The organism is Pseudomonas caspiana (assembly GCF_002158995.1).
GTDB classification, from domain to species: domain Bacteria; phylum Pseudomonadota; class Gammaproteobacteria; order Pseudomonadales; family Pseudomonadaceae; genus Aquipseudomonas; species Aquipseudomonas caspiana.
In genome coordinates, this window is record NZ_LOHF01000006.1 from 15914 (window position 1) to 41192 (window position 25279).

Sequence of the window (25279 nt, forward strand, 5' to 3'; positions counted from 1 at the left end):
CAACTACCGAAGGCTGCGATTGCATCAAGCCAGACACATCGCAATCGCAGCCTTGGCGGCTCCTACAGTTAATGCACCTGCAGCCTTGAAAACATTTGCAACAAACCATTGCACAGCAGCCGCATAAAACAGCAGGATCGTTCCAGCGCCTGCTTCGAGCAGGCATTCCCTGCTCGAATATGCGGAGCCTCGCAGGTAATGGATCAAACAACTTCCCCCACCTCTACCCGGCTCACCTCCCGCGAATTTCGCGGGATGGTCGCCATCCTGTTGTCTATCGCCCTCGCCACACTTGATACCGCCATTGCCAATACGGCATTGCCCAGTATTGCGGCCGATTTGAATGCGTCGCCTGCGGCTTCGGTGTGGGTCATCAACGCTTATCAACTCGCAGCAGTCGCAACCTTGCTGCCCTTCGCAGCCCTGGGCGGCGTCATCGGGCATCGCAAGGTCTATCTGGGTGGGCTTATTTTGTTCGTGCTGTCTTCGGCCTTATGCACGTTTGCCTGGTCGTTGCCATCGCTGACCATCGCACGGGTTATCCAGGGCCTTGGGGCCAGCGCGATCATGGCTGTCAACGCTGCACTGATCAGCTCGATTTTTTCTCACGAGCGTCTGGGCCGCGGGCTTGGTATGAACGCGCTGGTGGTGGGCACTTCGTTTGCAGCCGGCCCTACCATCGCCTCGCTGGTGCTGTCCGTAGCCAGCTGGCCCTGGCTATTCGCGATCAATCTGCCTCTTGGCCTATTCGCGCTGGTCTTTGCCTGGAACTCGTTGCCCACTAGTAAGCCCGGCACCCTGACGTTTGATCGACTCACCGCAGTGCTCAGCGTGATCACCTTCGGTGCGCTGATTTATGCCCTCAGTGAAGCGGCGCAGCTGGGCTCCAGCACTGGCGTACTTATCGCGCTCGTAGCGTTTCTGATTGCCGGTGCCGCGATGCTTCGTCGCGAAGCCGGACACCCTGCGCCCATGTTTCCGCTGGATCTGCTCAAGCGACCAATGTTCGCCCTCTCCGCCCTTACCGCATTCTGTTCATTTGCCACCCAGGGCCTGGCGTTTGTCTCGTTACCGTTTTTCTTCGAAACGGTGCTGGGCCGCGATCCAATTCAGACCGGTTTCCTCATGACCCCCTGGTCAGTGGTTGTAGCCATGATTGCGCCCATTGCCGGGCGTTTGTCTGACCGCTATGCGCCAGGAATGCTGGGCGGTATCGGATTGGCGATACTGTGCGCAGGCATGATTTCTCTGACCATGATCCCTGCCGACGCCAGCGCGTGGGAAATCGGCATCCGGATGATCATCTGCGGATTAGGCTTCGGTTTCTTCCAGGCCCCCAACCAGAAAGCGCTGATGACCAGCGCGCCCAAAGCACGGGCCAGTGGCGCCAGCGGCACTATCGCTACTGCGCGCTTGATTGGTCAGGCTACGGGGGCAGCATTGGTGGCGTTGAGCTTTGGCATCAGCGGCGAGCATGGCCCGGTTCTGGCCTTGTCCATTGGTGCCGGATTTGCTGCGGTGGGCAGTATTTCCAGCGCCTTACGGCTGGTGTCCTCCAGCTCGACGGCAAGCAAAAACTGAACGGACGTCACAGTAACTGAAAAAAGTGCCGTTCGTAGGAAACCTTCTTCAACACTAACCATCCCAGCTATGATGGCACAAGGCCTCATTACCACTACTACTCTGCGGCTGTACGGAACGTTCATGCATTTATCACTACAAGCCGAAAAACAACGTCTCGCGGCGGTTCGCGCCGTTCAGTGGCTGGAAACCGCCGCAGACGAGAACTTTGACCGCATCTGCCGACTGGCCGCCGCCTACTTCAATGTTCCAACAGTGCTGGTGTCACTGGTTGAGCAGGAGCGCCAGTGGTTCGCTGCCAGAGTCGGCTTCCCGAAGCCGCAGACACCTATCAATCAGTCATTCTGCGCTCATACGATCAAACAGGACGGCGTGATGCAGGTTGTCGACGCCTGCCAAGATCCACGGTTCATGGACAATGAACTGGTTACGGCTGAAGGCGGCATTCGCTTCTACGCCGGCGCTCCTTTAGTGACGCGAGACGGGCATGCCATTGGCAGCCTGTGCCTCATTGACAAATTCCCTCATCAACTCAGCCACGCCGAAACGCTGGTCCTCCAGGACTTGGCCGAGATGGTGATTTCGCAGATTGAGCAGCGACAACAGACCAGCATGTGCCATGCCGTCAGCGGCTTGCCCAATCTGCGGCAGTTTCTGAACGACAATGCTGGCCCATGGCTTAATACCGAAGCACCGACCCGCATCTTGATGGTTGTCGAGGTTATCGACAGTCAGTGGACTCATGACTTTGCCCTAGAGCACGACTCTGGGTTGATCGGAGCGAAAGCAACCGACATCACTGAGCGTTTGAATCAGGCCCTGGGTGAAGAGCTGACGGCCTATCACATCAGCGAACGGCACTTATGTCTGTTGATGCCCGCGCGGACTCAGGATCAAAGCGAATTGATCCTCACCCTGAGCACACTCGTTTGCGAACCGTGTGCGGAGGATTCGATATCGACGCTACCCGGCATTCGCATAGGCATTGCCGTCTGCAGTGATGGAAAGCAGTCCATCGGTGACTTGCTGCGCAAGGCTCGTGGCGCTGTGGACTCTGCCGCCCGGGACGGAATGGACTGGTCGATATGGGATGAGGATCCGAATTGCGCATCGCGCCGTTCCGAGGCCTTGATCCAAGATGTGGCAGGAGCCCTGTGCAACGGCGAAATTTGTCTGGTGTTCCAGCCCCGTTTCAGACTGGAAGATGGTCGCCAGGTCAGCGCCGAAGCGTTGTTACGATGGAATCACCAGATTTTCGGACCTGTATCTCCTGCGGAGTTCATCCCGCTGATTGAACGTTCCGGGCAGATAAGCATTGTGACGCGCTGGGTCATCGACAATGCATTGGCCGCCGCGGCTGGCTGGGCCGACAACGAATCCAAAGTTTCGCTGAATCTCTCCGCGCTGGACTTTCAACACATCGACATCGCCCAGGCGCTGAGAGCCGGGTGCGAGAAACACAACATCGGCGCACATCGAGTTGAAGTGGAAATAACTGAAGGTGAATGGATCAGAGCCAGCAACACTGTGCTGGCTCAGCTAGCAGACATCCGGCAGCTTGGCGTCGATGTTGCCATTGATGACTTTGGCACGGGCTACAGCAACTTTGCATATCTGCATGAAATCCCTGCCAACGTGATCAAGCTGGATAAGTCGATCATCACCGACCTGGAAAACAAGCCACGCAATCGCATCATTGCCCAATCGGTTTTCCAGCTGGCGCATGAACTGGGCTACCGGACTGTTGCAGAAGGCATTGAAACCTTCAAATGCCTGGATCTGGTCAGAGGCTATGGCTGCCATGAAGCACAGGGCTTCTTCCTCAGTCGGCCACTCTCCAACGACCAGATCAAACAGACGACAACGGGCAGTCATTTCCTGCTGACTGCATGAAGCTATAAAAACGGGTGAGCGGGCGGTCTATTCCCCATCCTTATAGGGAGGATAGTCGTCATCACCCTTCACTCGCTTGTTCTCATCGGCGTCGCGGCCGCTATCGGGAGACCCTGCGGGCCCTACCGGATCAACTTGAGGATCTGCAACGTCGGGAGAATCAGGGTCAAAGCCCAAATCCTGCTCGGGGTCGCGCTGATTAGTGGTCATACTCACCTCCAGATAAATGCCCAACAATGTTGGGCTGTCTACCTAAGAAGAAAGCCAGCTCGCAAAGTGCAGCGTAACTGACGAGCGGATCCTCATCACTGCTGCGGCATCGCCGAGGAGTGGTGATTCAGGATGAGCCATTCGCCGTTAATTTTCTGATAAAGGTAGGTGTAGCGCGCCTGAACCTGGCGTTTGCTGCCGTCAGCTTCGGTGAGCGTGAAGGTATACACGCCGGTGTCGAGCGCCTTGTTTTCATTCAGGCGGCGAATCTCGCGGAAGTTGATCACGCCGACCGGCTTCAGTAACAGGAAATGGTCAAAGTAATCCTTGATCTCCGCATGGGTGGTACGCACCTTGTTGGACACGGTGGGTTGCAGAATCGCATTCTTCGCATAAAGCGCGGTGACCTTCTCGGAATCTCCGGTCTGCAGCGTGCGGTTCCAGCGCTCGAACAGAGCGGCAATTTCGCGATCTTTAACGTCAGTCGGCTGCCCGGCAATCGTCGTGTAGGAATACGGTTTGACCGGCGCGGTATCCACTGCATGGACCAGCGGTGTTGCCAACAGAGCAATCAGCGTCACAGCAGACATTTTCACGTTGAGCTTCATTTACGGTATTCCTATCGGCTTTTGGTGGCGCTACTGTGCCGCGTCACGAATATCCGGCCATCGGCCGACTGGAGCTATTTGCCTATGCCATTTGGCAGATAGCGACACTGCACCGGAAACGGGTCTAATAGCCCCACTTTTTGCCGAATGGATCCGGCCCCTGTGTTGGAGCAGTACATGCACAAGCCCCCCGATGATTCGGCCAGCGCATTGAACCTGCGCAGTCAATACCGCCAATGGGAAAGCCGTGCAGCGCGTTTGCGACTGCTCGTGGAGACCGGCCAGGAACTCACACGACTGTCGACGACAGCCATGCGCCAACGGGCCTTGCAGCGAGCCTGTGCATTTCTGGCCATGGACCAAGGGGTCTTGCTTGAATGGGAAGACGGTTCGGCAGCAGCAATCAGCGCCACCCATGGCAACCCACAGCGTTTTGAAACGCTGACATCGCTTCTTGACCGAACACTCCTGGTACCCGAATGGCGTGTCCAGCCCTGCGCCCAGATCCATTGCCTGCTGCATTTGCCCTTGCTGAATGCAGATGGCGAACCGTTTGCTGCCCTGCTATTGGCCAATAACGCGAACATCGCAGCCCCCGACACCGAAGATCTGCAGTCACTTCAATTGCTGGCGACGTTACTGGCCGCGCACCTGGAAAACAGTCGCCTGCTTGATACGCTGTCGGCTCGTGAGCGAGCAATGTCCGAACTGGTTCATCGCTTGTTCAACGCTCAGGAAGACGAGCGCAAGCGGGTGGCCTACGACCTCCACGACGGGCTGGCACAAACCCTGGCCGGGCTGCACCAACGCTTGCAGGGCTTTGCGAGTCGTTGCCCAGACCTTCCGGATCAGCTGAGTCATGAGCTCTCCACCATCCTGCAACTGGCGCAACGTTGCGTGGGTGAAGGCCGACAAGTCATCGGCGGCTTGCGCCCTGTTGTACTGGATGACTTCGGTCTGGTTCAGGCGATTGACAAAGAGGCCGACCGCCTACGCGAGGCGGGCTATGCCGTGCAATGGACGGCCCGGTATGCCGAGCGATTGCCCGACGTGATTGAAATCACCCTGTTCCGCATTGCACAGGAAGGCATCAACAACATCCTCAAGCATGCAGGCCCATGCAGCGTCCGGCTTGCCTTGCAAATGGGGGAATCGCAGGTATCCGTCGTGATTGAAGACCTCGGCCGGGGATTCGCTGCCCGCCCCCCTTCACAACCGGGCTCTACAGACGGGCTGGGACTCACGGCCATGCAGGAGCGCACCCATCTGGTCGGGGGACGTTTCGACTGCGTCAGCTACCCGGGCAAAGGCACACGCCTGAGCGCCGTTGTCCCGCTGACTTCCTCTGAGGTACGCACATGAGCACACCATTACGACTGGTCATGGCAGATGATCATGAGGTGACGCGCGCCGGGTTCCTGTCACTGCTGGCCGGCCATCCGGAGTTCGAAGTGGTTGGCCAGGGTGGCGACGGTCAAGAGGCGCTGGAGTTATGTGAGCGTTTGCGTCCTGATATCGCCATTCTCGACGTCCGCATGCCCATCCTTAACGGCCTCAGTGCCGCCCGCCTGCTCCAACAGCGAATGCCTGAAGTCAAAGTGGTGATGTTTACCATGGACGACAGTCCGGATCACCTTGAGGCAGCAATGGCCGCCGGAGCTGTCGGCTATCTCCTGAAAGATGCAAGTCGCGAGGAAGTCATGGATGCCTTGCGCCGCGTTGCTGCCGGAGAGGACGCACTGAACAGCGCGATGAGCGCACGTCTGCTTAGGCGCATCGCCACCCGCCGCACCTCGGGGGTAACGCCACGGGAAAGTCTGACCGAACGTGAGCGTCAAGTCCTGGGGTTGGTCGCTGGAGGGTTCAGCAATCGGGAAATCGGCGAGAAGCTGGGTATTGCCACCGGAACCGTCAAAGCCCATGTCGAGCGCGTGATCAGCAAACTCGATGCCTCTGACCGGACCCAGGCGGCGGTGCGCGGCATAGCGCTCGGACTGGTTGCACAGCCTGAAGGAAACTGGACATGAGTCGCTGGTCAAATCTACCGCTACGGGGCAAGGCGCTGGTGGCGATCGCACTGCCGCTCGTGATCCTGCTGTCATCGTTGGTGTTGATTTACCTTGCAGAAAGACAGACCGCACGAGCAGAAGAGGATGTTCGCCGGGTTCTGTTGGTACAGGGCGACATCCAGACTGTTCATACGCTGCTCGCTGAGGCCGCCGCAGGCGAGCGAGGGTATCTGCTGACCGGCCGTGAAGACTTCCTGCCCGCCTATAACAACGCAAGACCTTTGATCGACGCAGCCCTGAAACGCCTTGATAACAATGTTCGCGATCCGGAAATCCGCGACCGGCTGCAACTCATGACCCCGCTGATCAGGATCAAGCTCGGGGCTCTGGCAAAACTGCGCGAGGGCAACGGCAAGGACCCGGCGCAGGTCACCACGATCCTGATCAACAACAAACAAGTGCTCGACACCCTGCGCGAACAGATCAGCGCTATGCGCGACCGCGAAGCCACATTGCTGGCTGAACGCACTGCCGCCGCCGCAGAAACCCGTGAGCGACTGGTGTTCGCCACCTTGCTGGCCGCGTGCTGCGGGGTGTTTGCCGCCATCGCGGCAATGCTGTTGTTGTCCAGGGGTATCGTCAGCCGCGTCGAGCATGTGAAGCGTAATGCGCAGCGGCTGGCCTTGGGTCATCCGCTGTTGCCGCAACCACCGGAACAGGACGAAATTGGTCAGCTGGGCACACGTCTGGTGGAAGCCGCGCACTTGTTGGCCCAACGCGAAGGAGCACTGCGCGATAACGAAGAACGCTTGCGTCTGATCATTGATGCAGTCAAGGACTACGGTATTTTCGCCCTTGATGCCAACGGTCGTGTCACCTCATGGAACGTCGGCGCGGAGCGAATCAAGGGCTACAGCGAACAAGAAATCGTCGGCCAGCCGTTTTCGGTTTTCTATTTGCCGGAACAGTGCCCTCAACGCCCGGAAATGGCGTTACGAGAAGCCCGAAGCAAAGGCTATTTCATGGAAGAAGCCTGGCGACGCCGCAAGGATGGCAGCCGGTTCTGGGCCAGCGTGGTCATCAGCGCCCAGTACGACAGCAGTGGCACCTTGCGGGGATTTTCCAAGGTGACACGCGATATCAGCGATCGCCATGCGGCCGAAATCGCTTTGAGCGCAGCCCGAGAAGAGGCCGAACGCGCCAGCCGCGCCAAGAGTGAATTCCTGTCGCGCATGAGCCATGAACTGCGTACCCCCTTGAACGCCATTCTTGGCTTTGCTCAATTGCTGGAGATCGATCCTCAGCCAGCTCAGCGTCAGCAAATCGGACACATCCTGAGGGCTGGTCAGCATTTACTGACGCTAATCAACGAGGTGCTCGACATTACCCGCATCGAGTCAGGGCACCTGCCGGTCAATCTGGAACCCATAGCTCTGAACACCGCATTGCAGGAAGCCCTCGCCCTCGTCGCCCCCATGGCCAGTGAAGCGCGAATTCGCATCGCTCCCCTGCCGATGATCCGCCACGAAGAAGGTGTGATTGCCGACCGACAGCGCTTGATGCAGGTGCTGCTGAACCTGCTGTCCAATGCCATCAAATACAATCGTCCAGAGGGAGAAGTCGCTATTCAGGTTGCGCGAAACGAGCAACAGGTCACGGTAACAGTGTCAGACACAGGGCCAGGCATTGCCAAGGATCAGTTGCACAAGCTGTTTCGGCCGTTTGAGCGTCTGAACGCAGACCATAAGGTCGAGGGCACAGGTCTGGGACTGGCGCTAAGCAAGAACCTTCTGGAAATGATGGACGGTAGCCTTGATGTACTGAGCGCAACAGACGCAGGCTGCCGTTTCACGCTGAGTCTGCCACACACCATCATTCGCTCAGACACCGCAGTGCCAGCTTTGAAGCCAGACACGGTAATAGATGAACCAGAGAAATCGGCTGACGGGTATCGGGCCAGCGTACTGTGTATCGAAGACAATCTGGCCAGTCTGACGCTGATTGAAACCCTGCTGCAGCGACGACCAGGCATCCAGCTGCTTTCAAGCATGCAAGGGCAGATGGGGCTGGATCTGGCGACTCGACATACGCCCGATCTGATTTTGCTGGACATCAACCTGCCCGACATTTCCGGCATCAAAGTCCTGCGACGCCTGCGTAATGCGGCGCAAACTGCACATACCCCGATCCTGATGATGACCGCCGATGCCACATCGATAACCCATCGCATACTGCGCGAGGCGGGCGCGACGGCCATCCTGATCAAGCCGATCAATGTCCGGATGTTTTACGACCAGATTGATCAGTTCCTCACGGAGCCTTTATGACCCAAGATCTACGTATTCTGCTGATCGACGACCAGCGGGCCAACCTGGAGCTGATGGAACAGTTACTGGCCCGCGAAGGACTGCTTAACGTCCTGAGCACTACTCAGCCGACTCACACGCTTGAACTGTTCAACAGCTTCGAGCCGGATCTGGTGATTCTCGACCTGCACATGCCTGAATTCGATGGTTTTGCGGTGCTCGAACAACTGGGTCGACGTATCTCGCCCCATGAGTACCTGCCTGTTCTGGTGCTGACCGCCGATGCGACCCGTGACACCCGGATACGCGCATTGGCATTAGGTGCAAGGGACTTCGTCAGCAAGCCACTGGATGCCCTGGAAACCATGCTCCGGGTCTGGAACCTGCTCGAAACCCGTGTCCTCTACAAAAGCTTGCGGCAGTTGCTGCCAGCGGAGCAGATTGAGTTGCTGCAGCAGCGACGTGGAGCAAATCTGTAGAAGCCCACAAGCAACGTGAGCCAGAGATAGCGTTTTATCTGGAGCTGGGCCATCGCTGGCCTCATTACCTTCGAGGATGTCCACACGACTGCGCTGATTACGACTGCGGTTTTATCGCAGGTAACGACAGCGTCCAGATTGCAGTTTGCTCAGGCTTGGCGCTCACTGCCTTGGGCAGTGCCGGAAACAGTCGGTGTTACACGTGCGCTGATCTCATTACGCAGCAGTCGAGCCAGTGCTTCAACCGAATAGGGCTTCTGCAGGAAGGTAAATCCCTGGGAATTACCCTGAGCCAAAGCAGGACTGTAACCACTGGTCAAAACGATCGGCAGCTTCGGGTACAAACGCTGCACTTCAAGAGCCAGCTCTACGCCATTCATACCCGGCATCACAACATCGGAAAACACTGCGTCGAAGGTATCGGCTCGTTCCGCCAATACCGCCAGAGCATCAACTGCATTCCTGGCCCAGTGGATGTCGTACCCCAACTCCCGCAACGTCTGGCTGGAAAACTCACCGATCGCAGGATTGTCCTCAACCACCAGCAAGCAGGCACCCTCACCACTGGTTTGAAGCTCCACCTCCATCGCGGCATATTCGGCACTCGACGTGGCCACTGATCGCGGCAGGTAGAGCGTGAACTGGCTGCCTTTGCCCATCTCACTTTCCACCACGACTTCGCCGCCAGATTGTTTGGCAAAGCCAAACACCTGAGATAACCCAAGTCCCGTGCCTTTGCCAACGTCTTTGGTGGTGAAGAACGGATCAAAAATTCGGTCCAGTTGGTCTGGCGCAATCCCCGATCCAGTATCGATCAGCGACACCGCCACATAATCACCTACTAGCTCTGTATGGGTGCGGCGCGCAGGAATTTGCTGTACTGGCTCGACAAAAATTCTCAGCGTGCCCTCACCGTTCATGGCATCCCGTGCGTTGACCGCCATGTTAATCAGCGCCGTATCGAACTGCCCGGCATCGGCATTGATATAGCACGGCTGCGCAGGAAGCTCGACCAGCACCTTGATCCGCGCTCCGGTCAGCGAACCGATCATCTCGCCAATAGCACGAACGCTCTTGCCTACCTCAAAAACTTCAGGACGCAGGGTTTGTTGGCGGGAGAACGCCAGCAATTGCCCGGTCAATTTGCTTGCCCGGTCAACTGCATCGGAAATGGCGTCGATGTAGCGGCGACGTCGCTCCTCATCCAGATTACGCTTGAGTAGATCCGTTGATGCCTTGACTACGGTCATCAGGTTATTGAAGTCGTGAGCCACGCCACCGGTCAATTGCCCAACGGCTTCCATCTTTTGCGACTGGCGTAGTGCAGCTTCTGTGCGGCGCAAGGTTTCGGCAGCCTCACGCTCAACCTGTACATCGCGACCTACGGCATGGATGTAGGACTGATCCGGCACTGCCGCCCAGGCTATCCAGCGATATGAACCGTCTTTGTGCAAATAGCGATTCTCGAAACTGGAGAAGCTGATGCCTCGAGACAAATCGGCAGCAGCGGCAGCCGTGATCACATCGTCTTCAGGGTGCAGAAAATCCAGGAACGACTTGCCCACCAGTTCGTCGTCGGACCAGCCCAGCACCTGCGTCCACGCAGGATTGACCGCGACGATATCGCCAGCGAAACCGGCGATCAGCATCAGGTCCGTAGACAACCGCCAGATCCGGTCACGATCCTGCGTGCGGGCCTCGACCCGCTCTTCCAGCGTGGCATTGAGCTTGCGCAGATTTTCTTCGGCAGCGCGGGTTGCAGTGATATCGCGGGAAATACAGAGGATTTTTTCCACAGCACCTGCCGCATCGAACATCGGCGTAACCTGAACATCCCACCACTTCGGGGTGCCCATATAGGTATTGGCAAACCCCTGAAAGCGACCTGCCAGTCCTGCTTTGGCATTGGCGATGGCAGCCTTGGCGTCAAGATGCCCTTGATCCTGCCAGAAGTCTGGCCACGGGCAGCCACGCACGGCATTGAAATCACCGATTTCCATAACACGCATGCCGCCCTCGCTCATGAACGACAGCTTGCCTTCCAGGTCGATGACCTTGATGCAATCATTGCTGCTGGCCAGTACGCGACTGTTGAATTCTTCGGTATCACGCAATGACGACTCGATACGCCGGGCCTCAGTCACGTCCTTGAACAGCATCGCAATTCGGTTATCGGCATACTCATCGACTTTGTAGGCGTAAATTTCATACCAGCGCCTGCCCAAGGCGACGGCAGGCGCATTGAATCCTATCGGATCGCCACTCAACACCACTCGCGCATAGGCTTCAAACCATGGCACCGGGCGACCTTCGGCGATGTCCCGCATGCCATGAACGATGCGCTGTTTGAGTTCAGTCATGCCCTCAAAAGCAGCATTTACCTCAACGAAATGACAGTCCGACAACGCATCATCTGCATACGAAACCTCGAGTACGCAAAAGCCGATATCAATACTGCTGAACAGTGCGCGATAACGTTCATCGCTGGATTGGAGTTGCTGGTCTACACGCACTGAATGCGTTGTTTCGACGGTATGGCACAACACACCCAATACAGACTCTTCGCGCTCGTCGTAAACCGGCGAAAACGAGAATGTCCACCAGGTCTGCTCCTCTACCCCATACCGAGCCATGCTGATGGGCTGGTTTTCATAGCGGCTGGCCTGACCAGCGAACGCCAACTCCACCAGTGGTCGCACCTGTTCCCATGCGTCGGCCCATAGCGTGGTTATGCTTTGCCCCAAAGCACCGTCCAGTCGTGGGCCGAGAATAGGCCGGTAAGCATCGTTGAAGAAGAAGTTGAGATCCTTGCCCCAGATCAGATAAAGGCTTTCCGGCGAGTTGAGCATCACGCTCAAGGTCGAGCGAATGGTCGCAGGCCACTGCTCCATGGGTCCAAGGGGGGTCGCAGACCAATCGATGGATCGAATGGCAGCGCCCGTCTCTCCGCCGGGGAGGATGCGTGAAGCCGGGCTGATGAGAGAAGGCATGGGCATTTACTACTGGGGCGTCACAGGACGAGGATGATCGGCCGCATCAGCGGAACATGACCGCTGATTCTGGAGTGCTAGCGAACAAGTGGCAACCAGCACGAAACGTTTGTGCGTGCGATCACTTGTCGCACACCGATTGACTCCCGGGACGCCAGATCGTTCTGCGCGCTCTGCCCCGACTCACACAAGCGTTGCGACACAAGGCTGCCATATACTGACGGGCCGCACCCGCACTTAAGGAATGAATGCCAATGCGCGCCCCGTCCTCAGCCATCGTTCTCGAGCGTTTTACCGAGGCACACGCCGAAGGTGTCACTGCGCTGTACAACGTACCCGCAGTCGCCCGGCAGGTGCTGCAAATGCCTTTCCAATCCCCTGACATCTGGCGCAAACGCCTGGACGCCAGCAATGAACGCTTGGTCAGTCTTGTGGCTTTGCACGAAGGGACTGTCGTTGGGCAAGGTTCTCTCGAGCAATTTTCCCGTATTCGTCGCAGCCATTGCGGCTCGATTGGTATGGCCGTCGCCCAGGACTGGCAAGGCCGGGGGATCGGTAAACAGCTTTTGAACGCGTTACTGGATATCGCCGATAACTGGATGAAACTGCGCCGTGTCGAGTTGACGGTTTATTCGGACAATCAGGCAGCGGTGATTCTTTACGAGAAGCTGGGCTTCGAAACCGAAGGGCTGCTGCGTGACTATGCCGTGCGCGATGGTCAGTTCAGCGATGCCCTGACCATGGCGCGTATTCGTCCGTGAACGGAGCTTCTGGCTTATCTTCCGGGCGAAACCAGTGCAATTAATGGTATCCAGAGACTCGCCCGGCAATCCTTGACGCTGAAACGATTAACCTTTCATTCAATATGTTTCAGGTTTTTACGGAACTCGCCCGACTGGCCATCCCCTAAGCCTTCAAGCCAGCGGTCTGGCAGGGCGTCGTCCCGATAAGCCAATGAAGCACCGGATCCCCCTTCCCGGCCGCCCCATCGTTCAATCCAAGGATTTGCAGTTCATGTCCTCAAACACTACCTCTGCCCCTGTGCATAGCGATAAAGACGGGCAACGGGTTTCGGCTCGCAGGTTGGTATTTATCTCGGTACTCGTCGCCACTATGGGCGCTCTGGCGTTCGGCTATGACACGGGCATCATCGCCGGTGCGCTGCCCTTCATGACGCTTCCCGTTGATCAGGGTGGACTGGGGCTCAATGCCTTCACTGAAGGACTGATCACGTCCTCGCTGATTGTCGGCGCAGCGTTCGGCTCACTGGCCAGCGGTTATTTGTCTGACCGTTTCGGTCGACGCGTGACACTGCGCTTGCTGTCCCTGCTGTTCATTGCCGGTGCCCTGGGTACCGCCATCGCGCCGTCCATTCCGTTCATGGTTGCTGCACGCTTCCTGCTGGGCATCGCCGTCGGCGGCGGCTCAGCCACGGTCCCGGTGTTCATTGCGGAAATTGCCGGTCCGAAAAAACGCGGCCGACTGGTCAGTCGTAACGAATTGATGATCGTTAGCGGGCAATTGCTGGCCTACGTTCTCAGCGCGTTGATGGCGGCATTGTTGAGTTCATCGCATATCTGGCGCTACATGCTGGCCATCGCCATGCTGCCCGGCCTGTTACTGCTGATCGGCACCTTCTTTGTCCCGCCCTCCCCGCATTGGCTGGCCGCCAAAGGACGCTTTGATGATGCGCAGGATGTGCTGGAAAAGCTGCGCGATACGCCTGAGGAGGCAAAGCGCGAAGTCGAGGAGATGAAGTCGCAGAAAGAGCACGCCCGCAAGCGTCCGCCTCTCTCCGAATTATTGCGTCAGAGCTGGGTAATCAAACTTCTGCTGATCGGCATCGGCCTGGGTTTCACCGCCCAGTTCACTGGCGTGAACGCCTTCATGTACTACACGCCGATTATCCTCAAGACGACCGGCATGGGCACCAACGCAGCCCTGACGGCGACCATCGGTAACGGTGTCGTTTCGGTGATCGCCACGTTGCTGGGCATCTGGGCTATCGGCCGTTATGGGCGTCGGCATTTGCTGATGGCCGGGCTGGTCGCGGTGATTCTGGCGCAGGTTGCACTGGGCTGCGTGTTGCAGTTCATGCCGCAGAATCTGACCCAGAGTTATGCAGCCCTTGCCTGCATCCTGCTGTTCCTGCTGTTCATGCAAATGTGCATTTCGCCGGTCTACTGGCTGCTCATGTCTGAGCTGTTCCCTTCGCAGATTCGCGGTCTGCTGACTGGCACGGCGGTGTCGATGCAATGGCTGTTCAACGCCGCAGTCGCATTCCTGTTCCCGATGGCGCTGGACACGCTGGGCAACCCTACGTTTTTCGTCTTCGCGGTTATCAACGTTGGCTCTTTACTGTTCGTGTTCTTCTGCTTGCCGGAAACCAAAGGCAAATCGCTGGAGCAAATCGAGAAGCACATGAAAAAAGAGCTGTAAACGCCTCAGGCCTGCTGCTCTAATCCCGGGAGCTTGCAGGCCCAAAGGGCCCGATAGCTTGGAAATACACCCGGCGGACGCTCGAACGCTCAAGCGTCCGCCAATTTTTTTGCGAGGATTCATGAGTACCTCTGCCGACACCCAACAGACCAGCTGGATCAGTGTAGGCGCACTGGCAGTAGCGGCTTTCATCTTCATCACCACCGAGTTTGCTCCGGTGGGTCTGCTGTTTGCCATCGGCAGCAGCTTCGACATGACCGCCGCTCAAGTCGGCCCGATGCTTACGGTCTATGCCTGGACCGTTTCACTCATGTCACTGCCGATGATGTTGCTGACTCGCAACGTGGAGCGACGACTACTACTCAAGGTGGCCATTGGCACCTTGATCGTGAGCCATATCGCGCTCAGTCTGGCCCCCAACTTCACACTGGTGGTTATCAGCCGGATCGGTATCGCGCTGGCACACGCCGTATTCTGGTCGGTCACCGCTTCGCTTGCGGTTCGACTGGCACCAGGTGGCAATCGGGCACGGGCTTTGAGCCTGCTGGCGATGGGCGCTTCTCTGGCAATGGTGCTGGGGATCCCTATCGGCCGGGTACTCGGTGAAAGCATGGGCTGGCGAGCGACATTTGCGACCATCGCCGTAGTCGCCGCCCTGATCTGGTTTCTGCTGGCCAAGAAGCTGCCACTGCTTCCCAGTCAAAACAGCGGCAGCCTGAAAAGCCTGCCGATTCTGTTCAAACGCCCGGCGCTGGTTTCGCTTTATTGCGTGACGGCGTTGGTGGTGACGGCCAACTTCACCGCCTACACCTATATCGAAGCCTTTGTGCAGTCGGTAGCGGGTTTCAGCGAACAGACGACCACCTGGATGTTGTTGCTCTTCGGTCTGGCCGGTTTGATGGGGTCAATCTTTTTCAACGCGCTGTACACCCGCTTCGCGAACCACTTGACCACGCTGGCCATCGGCTCACTGTGCATTTGTCTGACCCTGATGCTCTGGGCGTCCTGGAGTGTTTACACACTGGTCGTAGTGTTCGCGCTATGGGGCCTGGCCATGTTGTGCTTCGGGATTCTGATGCAGTCACAAGTAATCCAGCTGGCACCGGACGCCACCGACGTAGCGTCCGCCATGCACTCGGCTATCTACAACGTCGGCATCGGCGCCGGTGCGTTGCTGGGCAGCATCGTGGTGCATCACCTGGGGTCGGCATGGGTCGGATTTGTCGGCGGCTTCCTGGCCCTTTGCGCACTGGTCATAAGCCGGGTGACCAGCAAACGTTATGGCGATGCGGAGCCGTTGCCAGGCAACGTGGAGATCATGCACTAAACCTGGCACGCATCGACGAACGCCTGTTTGAGCCGCTCGGTGGCAGACACCGGGGGGCCGAACAAAAAGCGAAAGCGCCTCCCGGCTCTCGGCCATGTCGCAGATGAACGACTTGTCGATCCTGATGCGGTCAAACGGGAACGAGCGCAAGTAACCCGGTGAGGAATAGCCGGCACCGAAGTCATCCAGCGGAATACCACGCCCCGCCGTCAGCTCGCGCAAGGTCCGGATATTTTCATCTTTTTCGAAGCCTCCAACGCTGCGTCTCGCAACTGCCCCCCTCCAAGGCGGCCTTGTCTCCTAAACACAGGCCGGGCTTGCCAAACCTCGTTACAACTATGAAAATGAGAGTCATTACCAATTAATTAATTTCAGGTTCCCACCATGTCCTCCGCCGACTCGTCGCTGCAACAAGCGGTGCATACGCTGTATGTGGATCACCATCGCTGGCTCTGCGCGTGGTTGCGCAAGCGTCTTGGCTGTGTCGATCATGCTGCGGACCTGGCCCAGGACACTTTTATTCGGGTCCTGACGCAACGTAAAGGGCCGGAGTTGCGAGAGCCTCGTGCCTATCTGAGCACGGTAGCGCGCAGCCTGATGATCGACAGTTTCCGGCGTCGGGCGCTGGAGCAGGCCTACCTGGAAACCCTCGCTGCGCGTCCGGAACTGCTCGATATCTCACCCGAAACCCGCTTGCTGATCATCGAAACACTGGTGGAAATCGATCGCCTGCTGGATGGTCTCGGCAGCCGTACCCGTGAGATCTTTCTCATGGCGCAGTTGGACGGTCTGAGCTACGTAGAGATCAGTCGGCAATTGAAGGTCTCGGTGAATACAGTGAAAAAGCATGCCGCTCGCGCGCTGACTCATTGTCTGCTGTCGGTCGAGGATTAAGACGTGGTCGTCGCTCGTTCGCCAGACCGCGCTACCCTTGAAGCCGCCGCTCGCTGGTATGTAGACCTGCATTGCGAGGAACTGAACGACGCTACTCGTGAGGCTCATCGTAGCTGGCTTGAGTGTGACCCCAGCCATCAGCAAGCCTGGGAACGGCTGGGGCGATTGCAGGAAAAATTTGACCTGGTCACCCCCGGCATCGCACGACCGACATTGAACCGGGCCCGCGCCAAACGGCGTGACGTGCTCAAAGTCCTGTCGATTCTGCTGGCCGCAAGTGCCGCGGGTGGAGTTGCATGGCAAACCACTCCATTGCCAAACCTGATGGCTGATCAGCGGACCGGCGCGGGAGAACGTCGACGTGTGCGCCTGGACGATGGCAGCCAGTTGCAACTGAACACCGCTACGGCCGTGGATATTCACTACAGTGCGCAGTTACGGGAGCTAAGCCTGCTTGGCGGCGAGATCCTCATCGAAACCGCCCGGGATACTCTGGCCCGGCCGTTTATCGTGCACACCCATGAAGGTAGCATCCGAGCCCTTGGCACCCGTTTTATCGTCCGGCAAGAAGACAGGCAAACCCGGGTTTGCGTGCTGGAGCATGCAGTAGAGGTGCGTCGCGCGAGCTCCACTGAGGCGGTACGCGTGGACACTGGCCAGCAGTTGAGTTTCAGCGACACCGGGCTCGGCGCGCTGCAGTCGGCGGACCTGCAGGCCGACGCGTGGACCCGTGGCATGTTGGTAGTCAATGACTGGCGGCTGGGGGATTTCATTGCCGAGCTGCAGCGTTATCGAAGCGGCCATCTCGGCTGCGATCCGGCTATCGCAGCCTTGCGAATCTCAGGCGCTTTTCACCTCGGCAATACCGATACCGTCCTGGAAAATCTGACCACTACCCTACCGGTCCGCATTCGTCATTTCACTCGCTACTGGGCGAGCGTTGAGCCCGTTTGAGACCCGTCGCAGGCGAACAACGCCACGACATAAAAAAATATCGGTCACGGGGTTGTTGATTCCTGTTCTCGTTCGACTTTGTAGATAGAGGCGCAACAGACGCCTCCATCATCGCAACAGGACGAAAAGGAACCCGCATGTCAGCGCGCACGCCAATTACTGGAATCTCTCGAATCAACACCCCGTCAATCCAGACGCCGCCCAGAGTATTGGCGCGGGCTGTCCACTTTGCATTGTTCAGCATCATGCTGGGGGTGACGTCTACGGCCGTGATGACCGCAGCGCCCGCCTGGGCCCAGACCAGCCCTGAAACTGAGTTCAACATTCCGGCAGGCTCGGTCAGCTCGGCACTGGAGCAGTTTGCCGCCACTGCGGGCGTAACCGTTTCCTTCGAACCCGGTGTAGCCCGGGGCAAAACATCTCCTGGATTGCATGGCCGCTACACCGTGGCGGCAGGTCTGCGGCAACTGCTGGTCGGCAGCAAGCTGCAGGCATTGCCTCACGCAAACGGCAGCTACTCGCTGGTGCCGGTGATCGGCGACGCCTCAACCGTGCAACTGGAGGCGACCAGTATTTCCGGCAAGGCCGCTGAAACTGCAGCAGGTCCTGTAGACAGCTACGTGGCTACCCGGACTGCTGCGGGCACCAAAACCGATACGCCGATCATCGAAGTGCCGCAATCGATCTCAGTTGTCACGCGCAAGCAGATACAGGATCAGGGCGCTCAAACGGTAACCGAAGCACTGCGCTATGTACCCGGCGTAAAAGTCGAAGGCTACGGCCTGGATCCTAAGGGTTTTGACTGGCTGTTCATTCGCGGCTTCAACGGCCAGTCCACCAGCGACTATCTCAACGGCCTGCGTCAACAGAACAACAGCTACGCGTTTTTCCGCAGCGACCCTTATGGCTATGACCGTATTGATGTCGTCAAAGGCCCCTCTTCGACCCTGTTCGGCCAAGGCGACGCGGGCGGCATCATCAACCGCGTCAGCAAAAAACCTGAAGCCAACCACGTCAACGAAGTGCAGTTATCGGCAGGCAATAATGATCGTCGCCAGGGTCAGTTCGATCTCGGCGGCGCACTGGATGACGAACAACACTTGCTCTATCGCGTGGTCGGTTCGGTGCGTGATGCCAATACTCAGGTGGATTACGCCGATGGGCACGAGTTGAAAGATGACCATCTGTACATCGCGCCATCCTTCACCTGGGCGCCAAACGAAGACACCAGCCTGACCCTGCTCAGCGATTTCATGCAGGACCGCAACGGCGGATCGCTGTTTGCTTACAGCACGCCGAACGGTCACACGACCAACACATTGATGGGCGACCACAGCTTCAACCATCTGAATCAGGATCAATACAGCTTCGGCTACGAGTTCCGCCATCGCTTCGACGACACGTGGGAATTTCGCCAGAACGCACGCTACGGTCAGGTGGATGTGATCTTTCAGAACCTGCTGCCGTTCAGCGTCGATACCACCACCGGCGAAACGATTCGCGGGGCCGATCGCTTCGATCAGCACATGAACACCTTTGCTCTGGACAACCAGTTGCAGGCGGACTTCGACACCGGGTCGCTGAGCCACAAGCTGTTGATGGGCGTCGATTACACCTGGCAGGAAGCCGACATTACCCGGTGGCGTATTCAGGGGCCGAACCTGAACATCTATAACCCGATTTATGGCCAGCCCGTTACCCGGCCAACACAAGCCAACAGCATCAACTCGATCAACTACGACCAGAACATCGAACAGATCGGTGCTTACGTTCAGGATCAGATCAAGTTTGACGATCACTGGATTCTTACCGCAGGCGGTCGCTATGACTACGTGCGTAACGATCTGGACAACCATGCCAATATCAACGGCTCATCCAACCAGAAGGACAACGCGTTCACCGGTCGCCTGGGTCTGACTTATGTCACGGAATTCGGCCTCGCGCCGTACGTCAGCTACGCCGAATCCTTCGCACCCAATACCGGTCTGGACAGCAGCAACAGAGGCTTCGATTCCAGCGAGGCGCACCAGTGGGAAGTCGGGGTGAAATACCAGCCAAGCGACGCCATCCTGATGACCCTCGCGGCCTACGACCTGACCAAGACCAACGTGTTGACCGCCGAACTGGTCAACGGCGTCAGCACCGGCTTTTCGGTCGCGACCGGTGAGCAGCAATCGCGGGGTATCGAAGCGGAAATCAGAGCCAAGCTGGACCAGAACTGGGACCTGATCGCGGCTTATACCTACACCAACGCCAAGATCACCAAGAGCAACCGGGGCGACGAAGGCAATCGTCCCGCCAATGTGCCTAAACACATGGCCTCAACCTGGCTGAGCTACACCTTCCGCGACAGTATGCTCAACGGCCTGATGCTCGGGGGTAGTGCCCGTTACACAGGTGTGTTGTATGGCGACAACGCCAATACCTTCCACATCGACAACTACACACTGTTTGATGCTGGCGTGAGTTACCCGGTCAACAAGAACGTGACCGTGTCGCTTAATGCGCAAAACCTGCTTGATGAGAAATACGTCGCCACGTGTGATGACTCCTACGAATGCTATCCGGGCCTGCGTCGTACCCTGCTTAGCAGCGTGAAGTATTCCTGGTAATACGTGAACGATCGCCTTCTGCAATGGGAGGCGCTTGACCGGGATTCTGTTGACGCCAGTCTCGCGAAACGTAACTCGAACGTGTTGGTGTAAACGCTGATAAAGCTCACCAGCACGTTGCCCGGCCATGGAAATCCTCAATGCCGCTGGGGTCACCAAACATTGAGGTGATACAGTCGCTGTTTCCCTCAATCGCCGACCAAGGAATCCCTGTGAGCAAAACTGTCCTGTTGACCGGCTTCGAACCCTTCGACGGCGAAACAATCAACCCTGCCTGGGAAGCGGTGAAGGCACTGGATGGCGTTGAGATTGCGCCTGGCTACCACATCGTCAGCCGGCAACTGCCCTGTGTTTTCCAACGATCACTGAAGGTGCTTGAGCAGACGCTACAAGCCCTGCGCCCTTCGCTGGTCATTGCTGTAGGTCAGGCGGGTGGACGCATGGATATCTCGCTGGAACGCGTGGCGATCAATCTGGATGATGCGCGTATCGCGGACAACGCCGGTCAGCAACCCATCGACACCGCAGTGGTTGAACACGCCCCGGCGGCATATTTTTCTACGCTTCCACTCAAAGCCATGTTGCTGGCTTTGCGCGAGAACGGTATCCCGGCCAGCGTGTCGCAAACCGCCGGGACATTTGTCTGCAATCACGTGTTCTACGGCCTGATGCACTTACTGCGCGACTACTCCTCGATGGTCCGCGCCGGTTTTGTGCACATCCCCTACTTGCCGCAACAAGCGGCACGTTTTCCCGGAACGCCCAGCATGAGCGCCGAGCAAGTCACCGCAGCCCTGCGGCAAATGGTGCTCACCGCACTGGATGTGAAGGAGGATGTGGCGGTCAGCGCGGGGGCGTTGCACTGAGTGGGCGATAAGGAAGAATAAACGGCGGCGTTGCGAAAACGCTGCCGATATCGCAATTGTGAGCGGCAATCCAACGGCATCACTGCTTCCAGCAGTCCGGGAAACGCTTACACACACCGTACTGCTCATCCATTTTTGCCATGCGCTCAAGATGATGGTTGATTGCCTCGACCATCAGTGCTCTTTGCGACTTGAGATAGTACGTCAGCATGGAGGTGTACTGCGCGTTAGCAGCGGCATTGGCGGGTCTGCCTGATTTGTCCTGAGGCTCTGCCCACATTTCCAGTTGCTGGTCATTTACGTACTGCAGCCGACGCCGGTATTCGCTGTCATAGCGCTGCAAGGCCTTGGGACCATTGCTGATGGTTTCGTCCTGGAAAGCGACAAGGTTTGCCCGGTAAAGCGTCCAGTAATCGTCCGGCATGATAAAGCCAAGCCTGGCCTTGCGTTCCGCGATCATCTCATCGAGCTTCTGCTCACCAACGGGTGGACGCTTCGCATACGCGGGATCGTCCTTCATGGCCGCAGGTGTTGCGTTATCCATGATCTGCTCAATCAACTGCGCCCGCAGAGGGGTCTGCGCGAAAGCTTTCGGGAACAGAGGCCCACTACCGTCACAAGCAGGCAAACCTTTGTCTTCCAGCATCACGGGCGTGCGAACCACCTTGCCACCGACGCTTTTAACTTGCTCCAGCAGCGTAGAGCACTGCCTGCCTATGGATTTGAAAGTCAGTTCATACTCGGCATTGGCTTCGGGGATCACATTGAAGCTCGCACCACAGACTGAATAACTACCCAGTGTATTGACCCGCAGGTATGCCTCTTTGCCCGGCGCGAGCTTGACCTCCAGATAGCCCTTCGCATCTGCGGGCGGCGCGAAGCTCATGCCCACCCGGCGGTCGGTGTCGCGTGAGAACAAATTGTTAAGCAGCCCGGTGTTCTGCCCCGTGCAATGCTCGCCGTCGAAGTAATCCAGCGTGGCATTTTCGGTGTTGGCGACGAATCGCAATCTGGCGGCATCAGGCGCTGTGGCGTCAGGGTAGGTGCCATGAAAACTGCAGCCCGCCAGCACGGCGGGTAGCAATGCGAGCGTCGCAAAGGCGCGAAAGAAACGGAAACGAGGCGTCAGCATGGTTTCATCCTTGATACAGACAGGCATGGAAAAGCGCGCACGATACTTAATAGCCATCACTCTGTCGAATATCAGGATCGCGCTCGCGCAAGCCTTTCTACGTGCGAGACCTCAATGCCTGATCGCTCTGCTCCACGCCTGGTCCTTACTGTGCTGCCAGTCCCGGTCGGCCTGGCTGTCGATGCCGACATGGCGCTGGAAGTCGCTAGTGGTACTGGCCTGACACTGGCGGAAGCCATCATCCCAGCCCGTGGCGTACTTGCGATCCTCCAGGTAGACGGGCACGTTCTTGCGAAACTCGCCGAGGGCTCCGGCAGCTTGCCGACCACTGCCGCAACCGTCTTCAAAGCCACTGGCATACGGCGCGGGATACCCCTGAGCAAGCAGTCGCTCGCGGGTGCTTTCACAGCCTGCCAGCACAGCGACAGACAGCAACAACGACGCCGCAACGGCACGTCCACCCGAGACTCGCATGAGCTTCATGTTCAGCCCTTCCCGCCTGCCGCTTCTATAGAGCCAGGGTTGAGCGATGTCTGTGCTTGCGGACGGTAGAGAATCCAGCGGTAGCAGAGCACACAAATCACCCAGTCAAAGAGTAAGGTCCAGATGTTATGGGAAAGGAAATGAGCCCCCTGCATCATCCGGCCTACCGATAAAATCACCCCCAACCCCAGAGCGACCCCTAAGGCGACTCGCGCCCCTTTCAGATGGCGGTCACGCAAGGCAAAGAACAAGGCCAACAACGAGAAACCGGTAGACGCATGACCGCCCGGCCAGCAGAGGCCGGGCTTTAAGGTCTCCGGACGGTGGCTGAGCAGCGGCGTGTAAGTCTCACTGCCGCCGAAATCGCTCAGGCTCCAAGGGCATTGCACTGCTGTCACCACTTTGAGCGGAGTAACAATTGCAGTGGTCAACGCCATCGCCAGAACCGTGTAGCCCAATGGACGACGCCACTCAGCGAGCTTCGACGAAAACCAGCTGCTCAGGTAAGCAATCGTCAGTAGAACAAACAGCACTATCACCGCCTGTTTAACGCGGTCATGCAGGATGTTTTCCAGCCAGTAACTTCTACGTCCGATAAAACCCTCTCCCGGCACATAGAACATCCGGGCGATGGAGAAATCCAGAGCAGTCGGGTCGAGCAGCAGCATCAAGCCCATCAACACGATCGGAATGCCAAGAGCGAGGCGAAAATTGAAAGGCCGCGATGCGCGAAGTGGTAGTGCAATAGCCATGGACAGGTTCCGTTATTGGATGACAGATGCAGTGCTTGTTATGTGATGAGGCGCCGGATTGATTGATGCCGGTTCAAGTTGAGGCTCTGGTTTGATGCGGATCTGCTGTTGCAATGCCGAGCGGCCATAGAAAAACAGCGCCACGAGGAACGTGCTCAGCCAGACAAAAATGCCCGCCCAGAATGTATGTGACAGGTAGTGCCAACCCTGCAAAACCCGCGTCGTGCCATACACGAGGCCCAACAGAATCACGCCAGCCAGCAACAGCCTGGAGTGCTGCCAACGGTAGCGCCGTGCTACGAAATACAGGGCGAACAGGCTGAAGGCGCTGGAAGCATGCCCCCCAGGCCAGCAACGGCCAGCGCCTGCTTCACGCCAGAACGTGAAGTTCTCGAACCATTCCTGATGTAATTCTTTCCCGCCATACAGCGTTGTTTCCACAGGGCAATAAATACTGGTGTGGCCTTTAAGGTAATGAATCAGGCCGGTACTCAGCGCAAAGGCGACGATGACGAAAAAGAAATCCAGACGATGGCGCTGCAGGAACCTCAGCGGGCTTGCGACTCGCGAGCGGGCGATCAATCGGCCAGGCAGTGTTTGACGGTACCGCTCAACACAGGGCCAGATGAACGACAGCAAAGCACCAACGATTGCCAGCTCACCCGTCCAGTCAGGAATAATCCGCGACCACTTGTGAGTCACCTTTTCAAAAAGATGACTTTGGCCGATGGGAAAAACCCCTGCGGCAGGGTCGTAGAACAGGTTACTGAACAGCCGGTCGAGATCCGTCAGATCAAAAGCCAGAAAGGTGAGCAACGCCAACAACAAGGGCAAGCCCAGGTAACGGGAATAGAAACCAGATCGAGCACTCAAGGCCTTCATCAATTCACCTGCCCGATGGTCATGTTTTTCCACTGCGTTGCGTCCATTGAGCCGATGATGCTCGGAGCGTGCTTACCGTCCACGTTAACGAACACAGCCTGGGCGTAATCACTGGAACGGTCCCCGGCACGCACCCCCATCTTGCGCTCGAACTGATCGATGCAACCGCTGTGAGTAATCAGCACCAGGTTTTGTGCAGGCTTTTTGTGCGCCAGAACCGAGTCTCTGAAACCACTAATACAATCGCTGACCCAGCTTTGGGTTGGCACGACCCGGCCCAGAATAAAGTCAGCAGTCTGGCGGGTGCGGGTGAGCGGGCTGGCAATGGTCTGAGAGTTCTCAAGACCCATTTGCTGCAAGCCGACGCCAACTGCACGCGCTGCCTGACTGCCTCTCACAGTAATCCCGTCAACACTGCCAAGGCATGGGTTGGCAGAGCGATCACAGCGTTCTGCATGTCGGACCATGACCACCACATCTCCCCGAATCCAGCGCTCATACAATTTCGAATTATTAAAGTTGTTATTGACACTTAGATCCACAACCGGGGTGGCACGGCAAAACCAGGTTATTAATACCACGGCGAAAATAGTCACTGCTATGGCGATGACTGAACGGCGGCTGAACATGGAGACGAAAGAGTTTTTAACGGGAATAACTGTTTCATTGATCAAGGTAGTGCTCACGCCATCGCTCCCGCAAAAAAAACCTCACGGCAACCGTCAGACGTTACGTCCTTAAGTTCGCCGTACAATGAGCAGCACCCTAAATTGAGCGACGTGGGAGAGCAGTGAAAACAATGTGAAAAATAAGTCGCAAACAGTGCGCAAAAAAAGCGGTTATTCAGCCGCCGTTCAGTTGC

At 57.4% G+C, this 25279-nt stretch carries 22 protein-coding genes and 1 pseudogene; 13 read left to right on the forward strand and 10 right to left on the reverse strand.

Annotation, left to right across the window (positions count from 1 at the left end):
* Positions 1-24: 24 nt before the first annotated feature.
* Positions 25-207: a hypothetical protein gene (locus AUC60_RS27620; RefSeq protein WP_144443244.1), complete on the reverse strand. Its 183-nt coding sequence runs from the start codon at positions 205-207 to the stop codon at positions 25-27.
* 48 nt (positions 208-255) lie between these two features.
* Here AUC60_RS27620 and AUC60_RS09380 point away from each other — a divergent pair, with 48 nt between their 5' ends.
* Entirely contained in the window at positions 256-1581 is a 1326-nt protein-coding gene (locus AUC60_RS09380; RefSeq protein ID WP_087266079.1) for an MFS transporter, read from the forward strand.
* Positions 1582-1704: 123 nt separating this feature from the next.
* Positions 1705-3474 carry a sensor domain-containing diguanylate cyclase gene (locus AUC60_RS09385; RefSeq protein WP_087266378.1) on the forward strand — a complete coding sequence of 590 codons (1770 nt, stop codon included), beginning with the start codon at positions 1705-1707 and terminating at the stop codon, positions 3472-3474.
* Positions 3475-3501: 27 nt separating this feature from the next.
* On the opposite strand, the gene AUC60_RS09390 is transcribed toward AUC60_RS09385, so the two are convergent.
* Positions 3502-3684 (reverse strand): DUF6021 family protein, encoded by a 183-nt coding sequence (locus AUC60_RS09390; protein WP_087266081.1) that lies wholly within the window; start codon positions 3682-3684, stop codon positions 3502-3504.
* Between the two features lie 95 nt (positions 3685-3779).
* Complete coding sequence (locus AUC60_RS09395) at positions 3780-4292, reverse strand: SgcJ/EcaC family oxidoreductase (RefSeq protein WP_167384330.1); 513 nt, start codon at positions 4290-4292, stop codon at positions 3780-3782.
* 177 nt (positions 4293-4469) lie between these two features.
* Between AUC60_RS09395 and AUC60_RS09400 the strand changes: the two genes are divergently transcribed.
* The 4 genes from AUC60_RS09400 to AUC60_RS09415 are packed head-to-tail and all read left to right on the forward strand — an operon-like array spanning position 4470 to position 9086.
* Entirely contained in the window at positions 4470-5654 is a 1185-nt protein-coding gene (locus AUC60_RS09400; RefSeq protein ID WP_087266382.1) for a sensor histidine kinase, read from the forward strand.
* Complete coding sequence (locus AUC60_RS09405; RefSeq protein ID WP_087266083.1) at positions 5651-6319, forward strand: response regulator; 669 nt, start codon at positions 5651-5653, stop codon at positions 6317-6319. Before AUC60_RS09400 ends, AUC60_RS09405 begins: the two co-directional genes overlap by 4 nt.
* Positions 6316-8628, forward strand: coding sequence for an ATP-binding protein (locus AUC60_RS09410; protein ID WP_087266085.1), 2313 nt, complete (start codon positions 6316-6318; stop codon positions 8626-8628). The genes AUC60_RS09405 and AUC60_RS09410 overlap by 4 nt, the downstream gene beginning before the upstream one ends.
* On the forward strand, positions 8625-9086 hold the full coding sequence (locus AUC60_RS09415) for a response regulator (RefSeq protein ID WP_087266087.1): 462 nt from the start codon (positions 8625-8627) through the stop codon (positions 9084-9086). Before AUC60_RS09410 ends, AUC60_RS09415 begins: the two co-directional genes overlap by 4 nt.
* 149 nt (positions 9087-9235) lie before the next feature.
* On the opposite strand, the gene AUC60_RS09420 is transcribed toward AUC60_RS09415, so the two are convergent.
* Positions 9236-12076 (reverse strand): PAS domain-containing protein, encoded by a 2841-nt coding sequence (locus AUC60_RS09420; protein ID WP_238599546.1) that lies wholly within the window; start codon positions 12074-12076, stop codon positions 9236-9238.
* A gap of 254 nt (positions 12077-12330) precedes the next feature.
* On the opposite strand from AUC60_RS09420, the gene AUC60_RS09425 reads away from it, so the two are divergent.
* The 3 genes from AUC60_RS09425 to AUC60_RS09435 all read left to right on the forward strand — a co-directional run bounded on the left by AUC60_RS09425 (position 12331) and on the right by AUC60_RS09435 (position 15842).
* Entirely contained in the window at positions 12331-12837 is a 507-nt protein-coding gene (locus AUC60_RS09425; RefSeq protein WP_405624414.1) for a GNAT family N-acetyltransferase, read from the forward strand.
* Between the two features lie 253 nt (positions 12838-13090).
* A complete protein-coding gene (locus AUC60_RS09430) occupies positions 13091-14515 on the forward strand; it encodes a sugar porter family MFS transporter (RefSeq protein WP_087266090.1) in 1425 nt (474 codons plus the stop codon).
* A 121-nt stretch (positions 14516-14636) separates the two neighbouring features.
* Entirely contained in the window at positions 14637-15842 is a 1206-nt protein-coding gene (locus tag AUC60_RS09435; protein WP_087266092.1) for a sugar transporter, read from the forward strand.
* 66 nt (positions 15843-15908) lie between these two features.
* Here the strand turns inward: AUC60_RS09435 and AUC60_RS09440 are convergent.
* Positions 15909-16082 (reverse strand): annotated as a pseudogene (locus tag AUC60_RS09440) (EAL domain-containing protein); the annotation flags it as partial.
* A 144-nt stretch (positions 16083-16226) separates the two neighbouring features.
* On the opposite strand from AUC60_RS09440, the gene AUC60_RS09445 reads away from it, so the two are divergent.
* The 4 genes from AUC60_RS09445 to pcp all read left to right on the forward strand — a co-directional run bounded on the left by AUC60_RS09445 (position 16227) and on the right by pcp (position 21168).
* On the forward strand, positions 16227-16736 hold the full coding sequence (locus tag AUC60_RS09445; RefSeq protein WP_087266094.1) for a sigma-70 family RNA polymerase sigma factor: 510 nt from the start codon (positions 16227-16229) through the stop codon (positions 16734-16736).
* Positions 16737-16739: 3 nt separating this feature from the next.
* Entirely contained in the window at positions 16740-17690 is a 951-nt protein-coding gene (locus AUC60_RS09450; protein ID WP_087266096.1) for a FecR domain-containing protein, read from the forward strand.
* Between the two features lie 245 nt (positions 17691-17935).
* The gene (locus AUC60_RS09455; protein WP_087266386.1) at positions 17936-20302 is read left to right on the forward strand and encodes a TonB-dependent siderophore receptor; all 2367 of its coding nucleotides are present in this window, start codon (positions 17936-17938) and stop codon (positions 20300-20302) included.
* A 212-nt stretch (positions 20303-20514) separates the two neighbouring features.
* A complete protein-coding gene (gene pcp / locus AUC60_RS09460; protein ID WP_238599547.1) occupies positions 20515-21168 on the forward strand; it encodes a pyroglutamyl-peptidase I in 654 nt (217 codons plus the stop codon).
* 79 nt (positions 21169-21247) lie between these two features.
* Here the strand turns inward: pcp and AUC60_RS09465 are convergent, their stop codons facing one another.
* The 5 genes from AUC60_RS09465 to pmrG form a co-directional block, all read right to left on the reverse strand.
* Positions 21248-22300, reverse strand: coding sequence for a hypothetical protein (locus tag AUC60_RS09465; protein ID WP_087266100.1), 1053 nt, complete (start codon positions 22298-22300; stop codon positions 21248-21250).
* A gap of 111 nt (positions 22301-22411) precedes the next feature.
* Positions 22412-22774: a hypothetical protein gene (locus tag AUC60_RS09470; RefSeq protein WP_087266388.1), complete on the reverse strand. Its 363-nt coding sequence runs from the start codon at positions 22772-22774 to the stop codon at positions 22412-22414.
* 11 nt (positions 22775-22785) lie between these two features.
* A complete protein-coding gene (locus AUC60_RS09475; RefSeq protein ID WP_087266102.1) occupies positions 22786-23535 on the reverse strand; it encodes a phosphatase PAP2 family protein in 750 nt (249 codons plus the stop codon).
* Positions 23536-23547: 12 nt separating this feature from the next.
* Positions 23548-24417, reverse strand: coding sequence for a phosphatase PAP2 family protein (locus AUC60_RS09480; RefSeq protein ID WP_087266104.1), 870 nt, complete (start codon positions 24415-24417; stop codon positions 23548-23550).
* Positions 24417-25103, reverse strand: a complete 687-nt coding sequence (gene pmrG, locus AUC60_RS09485; protein WP_087266106.1) for a lipopolysaccharide core heptose(II)-phosphate phosphatase PmrG — start codon at positions 25101-25103, stop codon at positions 24417-24419. Before pmrG ends, AUC60_RS09480 begins: the two co-directional genes overlap by 1 nt.
* Positions 25104-25279: the final 176 nt, after the last annotated feature.

What these genes read in the sequence shown, in the direction of transcription:
- AUC60_RS09415 (WP_087266087.1), top strand. Translation starts at nt 8,625, where the DNA reads ATGACCCAAGATCTACGTATTCTGCTGATCGACGACCAGCGGGCCAAC.
- AUC60_RS09385 (WP_087266378.1), top strand. Translation starts at nt 1,705, where the DNA reads ATGCATTTATCACTACAAGCCGAAAAACAACGTCTCGCGGCGGTTCGC.
- AUC60_RS09410 (WP_087266085.1), top strand. Translation starts at nt 6,316, where the DNA reads ATGAGTCGCTGGTCAAATCTACCGCTACGGGGCAAGGCGCTGGTGGCG.
- AUC60_RS09400 (WP_087266382.1), top strand. Translation starts at nt 4,470, where the DNA reads ATGCACAAGCCCCCCGATGATTCGGCCAGCGCATTGAACCTGCGCAGT.
- AUC60_RS09445 (WP_087266094.1), top strand. Translation starts at nt 16,227, where the DNA reads ATGTCCTCCGCCGACTCGTCGCTGCAACAAGCGGTGCATACGCTGTAT.
- AUC60_RS09480 (WP_087266104.1), bottom strand. Translation starts at nt 24,417, where the DNA reads ATGAAGGCCTTGAGTGCTCGATCTGGTTTCTATTCCCGTTACCTGGGC.
- AUC60_RS09395 (WP_167384330.1), bottom strand. Translation starts at nt 4,292, where the DNA reads ATGAAGCTCAACGTGAAAATGTCTGCTGTGACGCTGATTGCTCTGTTG.
- AUC60_RS09435 (WP_087266092.1), top strand. Translation starts at nt 14,637, where the DNA reads ATGAGTACCTCTGCCGACACCCAACAGACCAGCTGGATCAGTGTAGGC.
- AUC60_RS09465 (WP_087266100.1), bottom strand. Translation starts at nt 22,300, where the DNA reads ATGCTGACGCCTCGTTTCCGTTTCTTTCGCGCCTTTGCGACGCTCGCA.
- AUC60_RS09470 (WP_087266388.1), bottom strand. Translation starts at nt 22,774, where the DNA reads ATGCGAGTCTCGGGTGGACGTGCCGTTGCGGCGTCGTTGTTGCTGTCT.
- AUC60_RS09390 (WP_087266081.1), bottom strand. Translation starts at nt 3,684, where the DNA reads ATGACCACTAATCAGCGCGACCCCGAGCAGGATTTGGGCTTTGACCCT.
- AUC60_RS09455 (WP_087266386.1), top strand. Translation starts at nt 17,936, where the DNA reads ATGCTGGGGGTGACGTCTACGGCCGTGATGACCGCAGCGCCCGCCTGG.
- AUC60_RS09405 (WP_087266083.1), top strand. Translation starts at nt 5,651, where the DNA reads ATGAGCACACCATTACGACTGGTCATGGCAGATGATCATGAGGTGACG.
- AUC60_RS09475 (WP_087266102.1), bottom strand. Translation starts at nt 23,535, where the DNA reads ATGGCTATTGCACTACCACTTCGCGCATCGCGGCCTTTCAATTTTCGC.
- AUC60_RS09425 (WP_405624414.1), top strand. Translation starts at nt 12,331, where the DNA reads ATGCGCGCCCCGTCCTCAGCCATCGTTCTCGAGCGTTTTACCGAGGCA.
- AUC60_RS09430 (WP_087266090.1), top strand. Translation starts at nt 13,091, where the DNA reads ATGTCCTCAAACACTACCTCTGCCCCTGTGCATAGCGATAAAGACGGG.
- AUC60_RS09420 (WP_238599546.1), bottom strand. Translation starts at nt 12,076, where the DNA reads ATGCCTTCTCTCATCAGCCCGGCTTCACGCATCCTCCCCGGCGGAGAG.
- AUC60_RS09380 (WP_087266079.1), top strand. Translation starts at nt 256, where the DNA reads ATGGTCGCCATCCTGTTGTCTATCGCCCTCGCCACACTTGATACCGCC.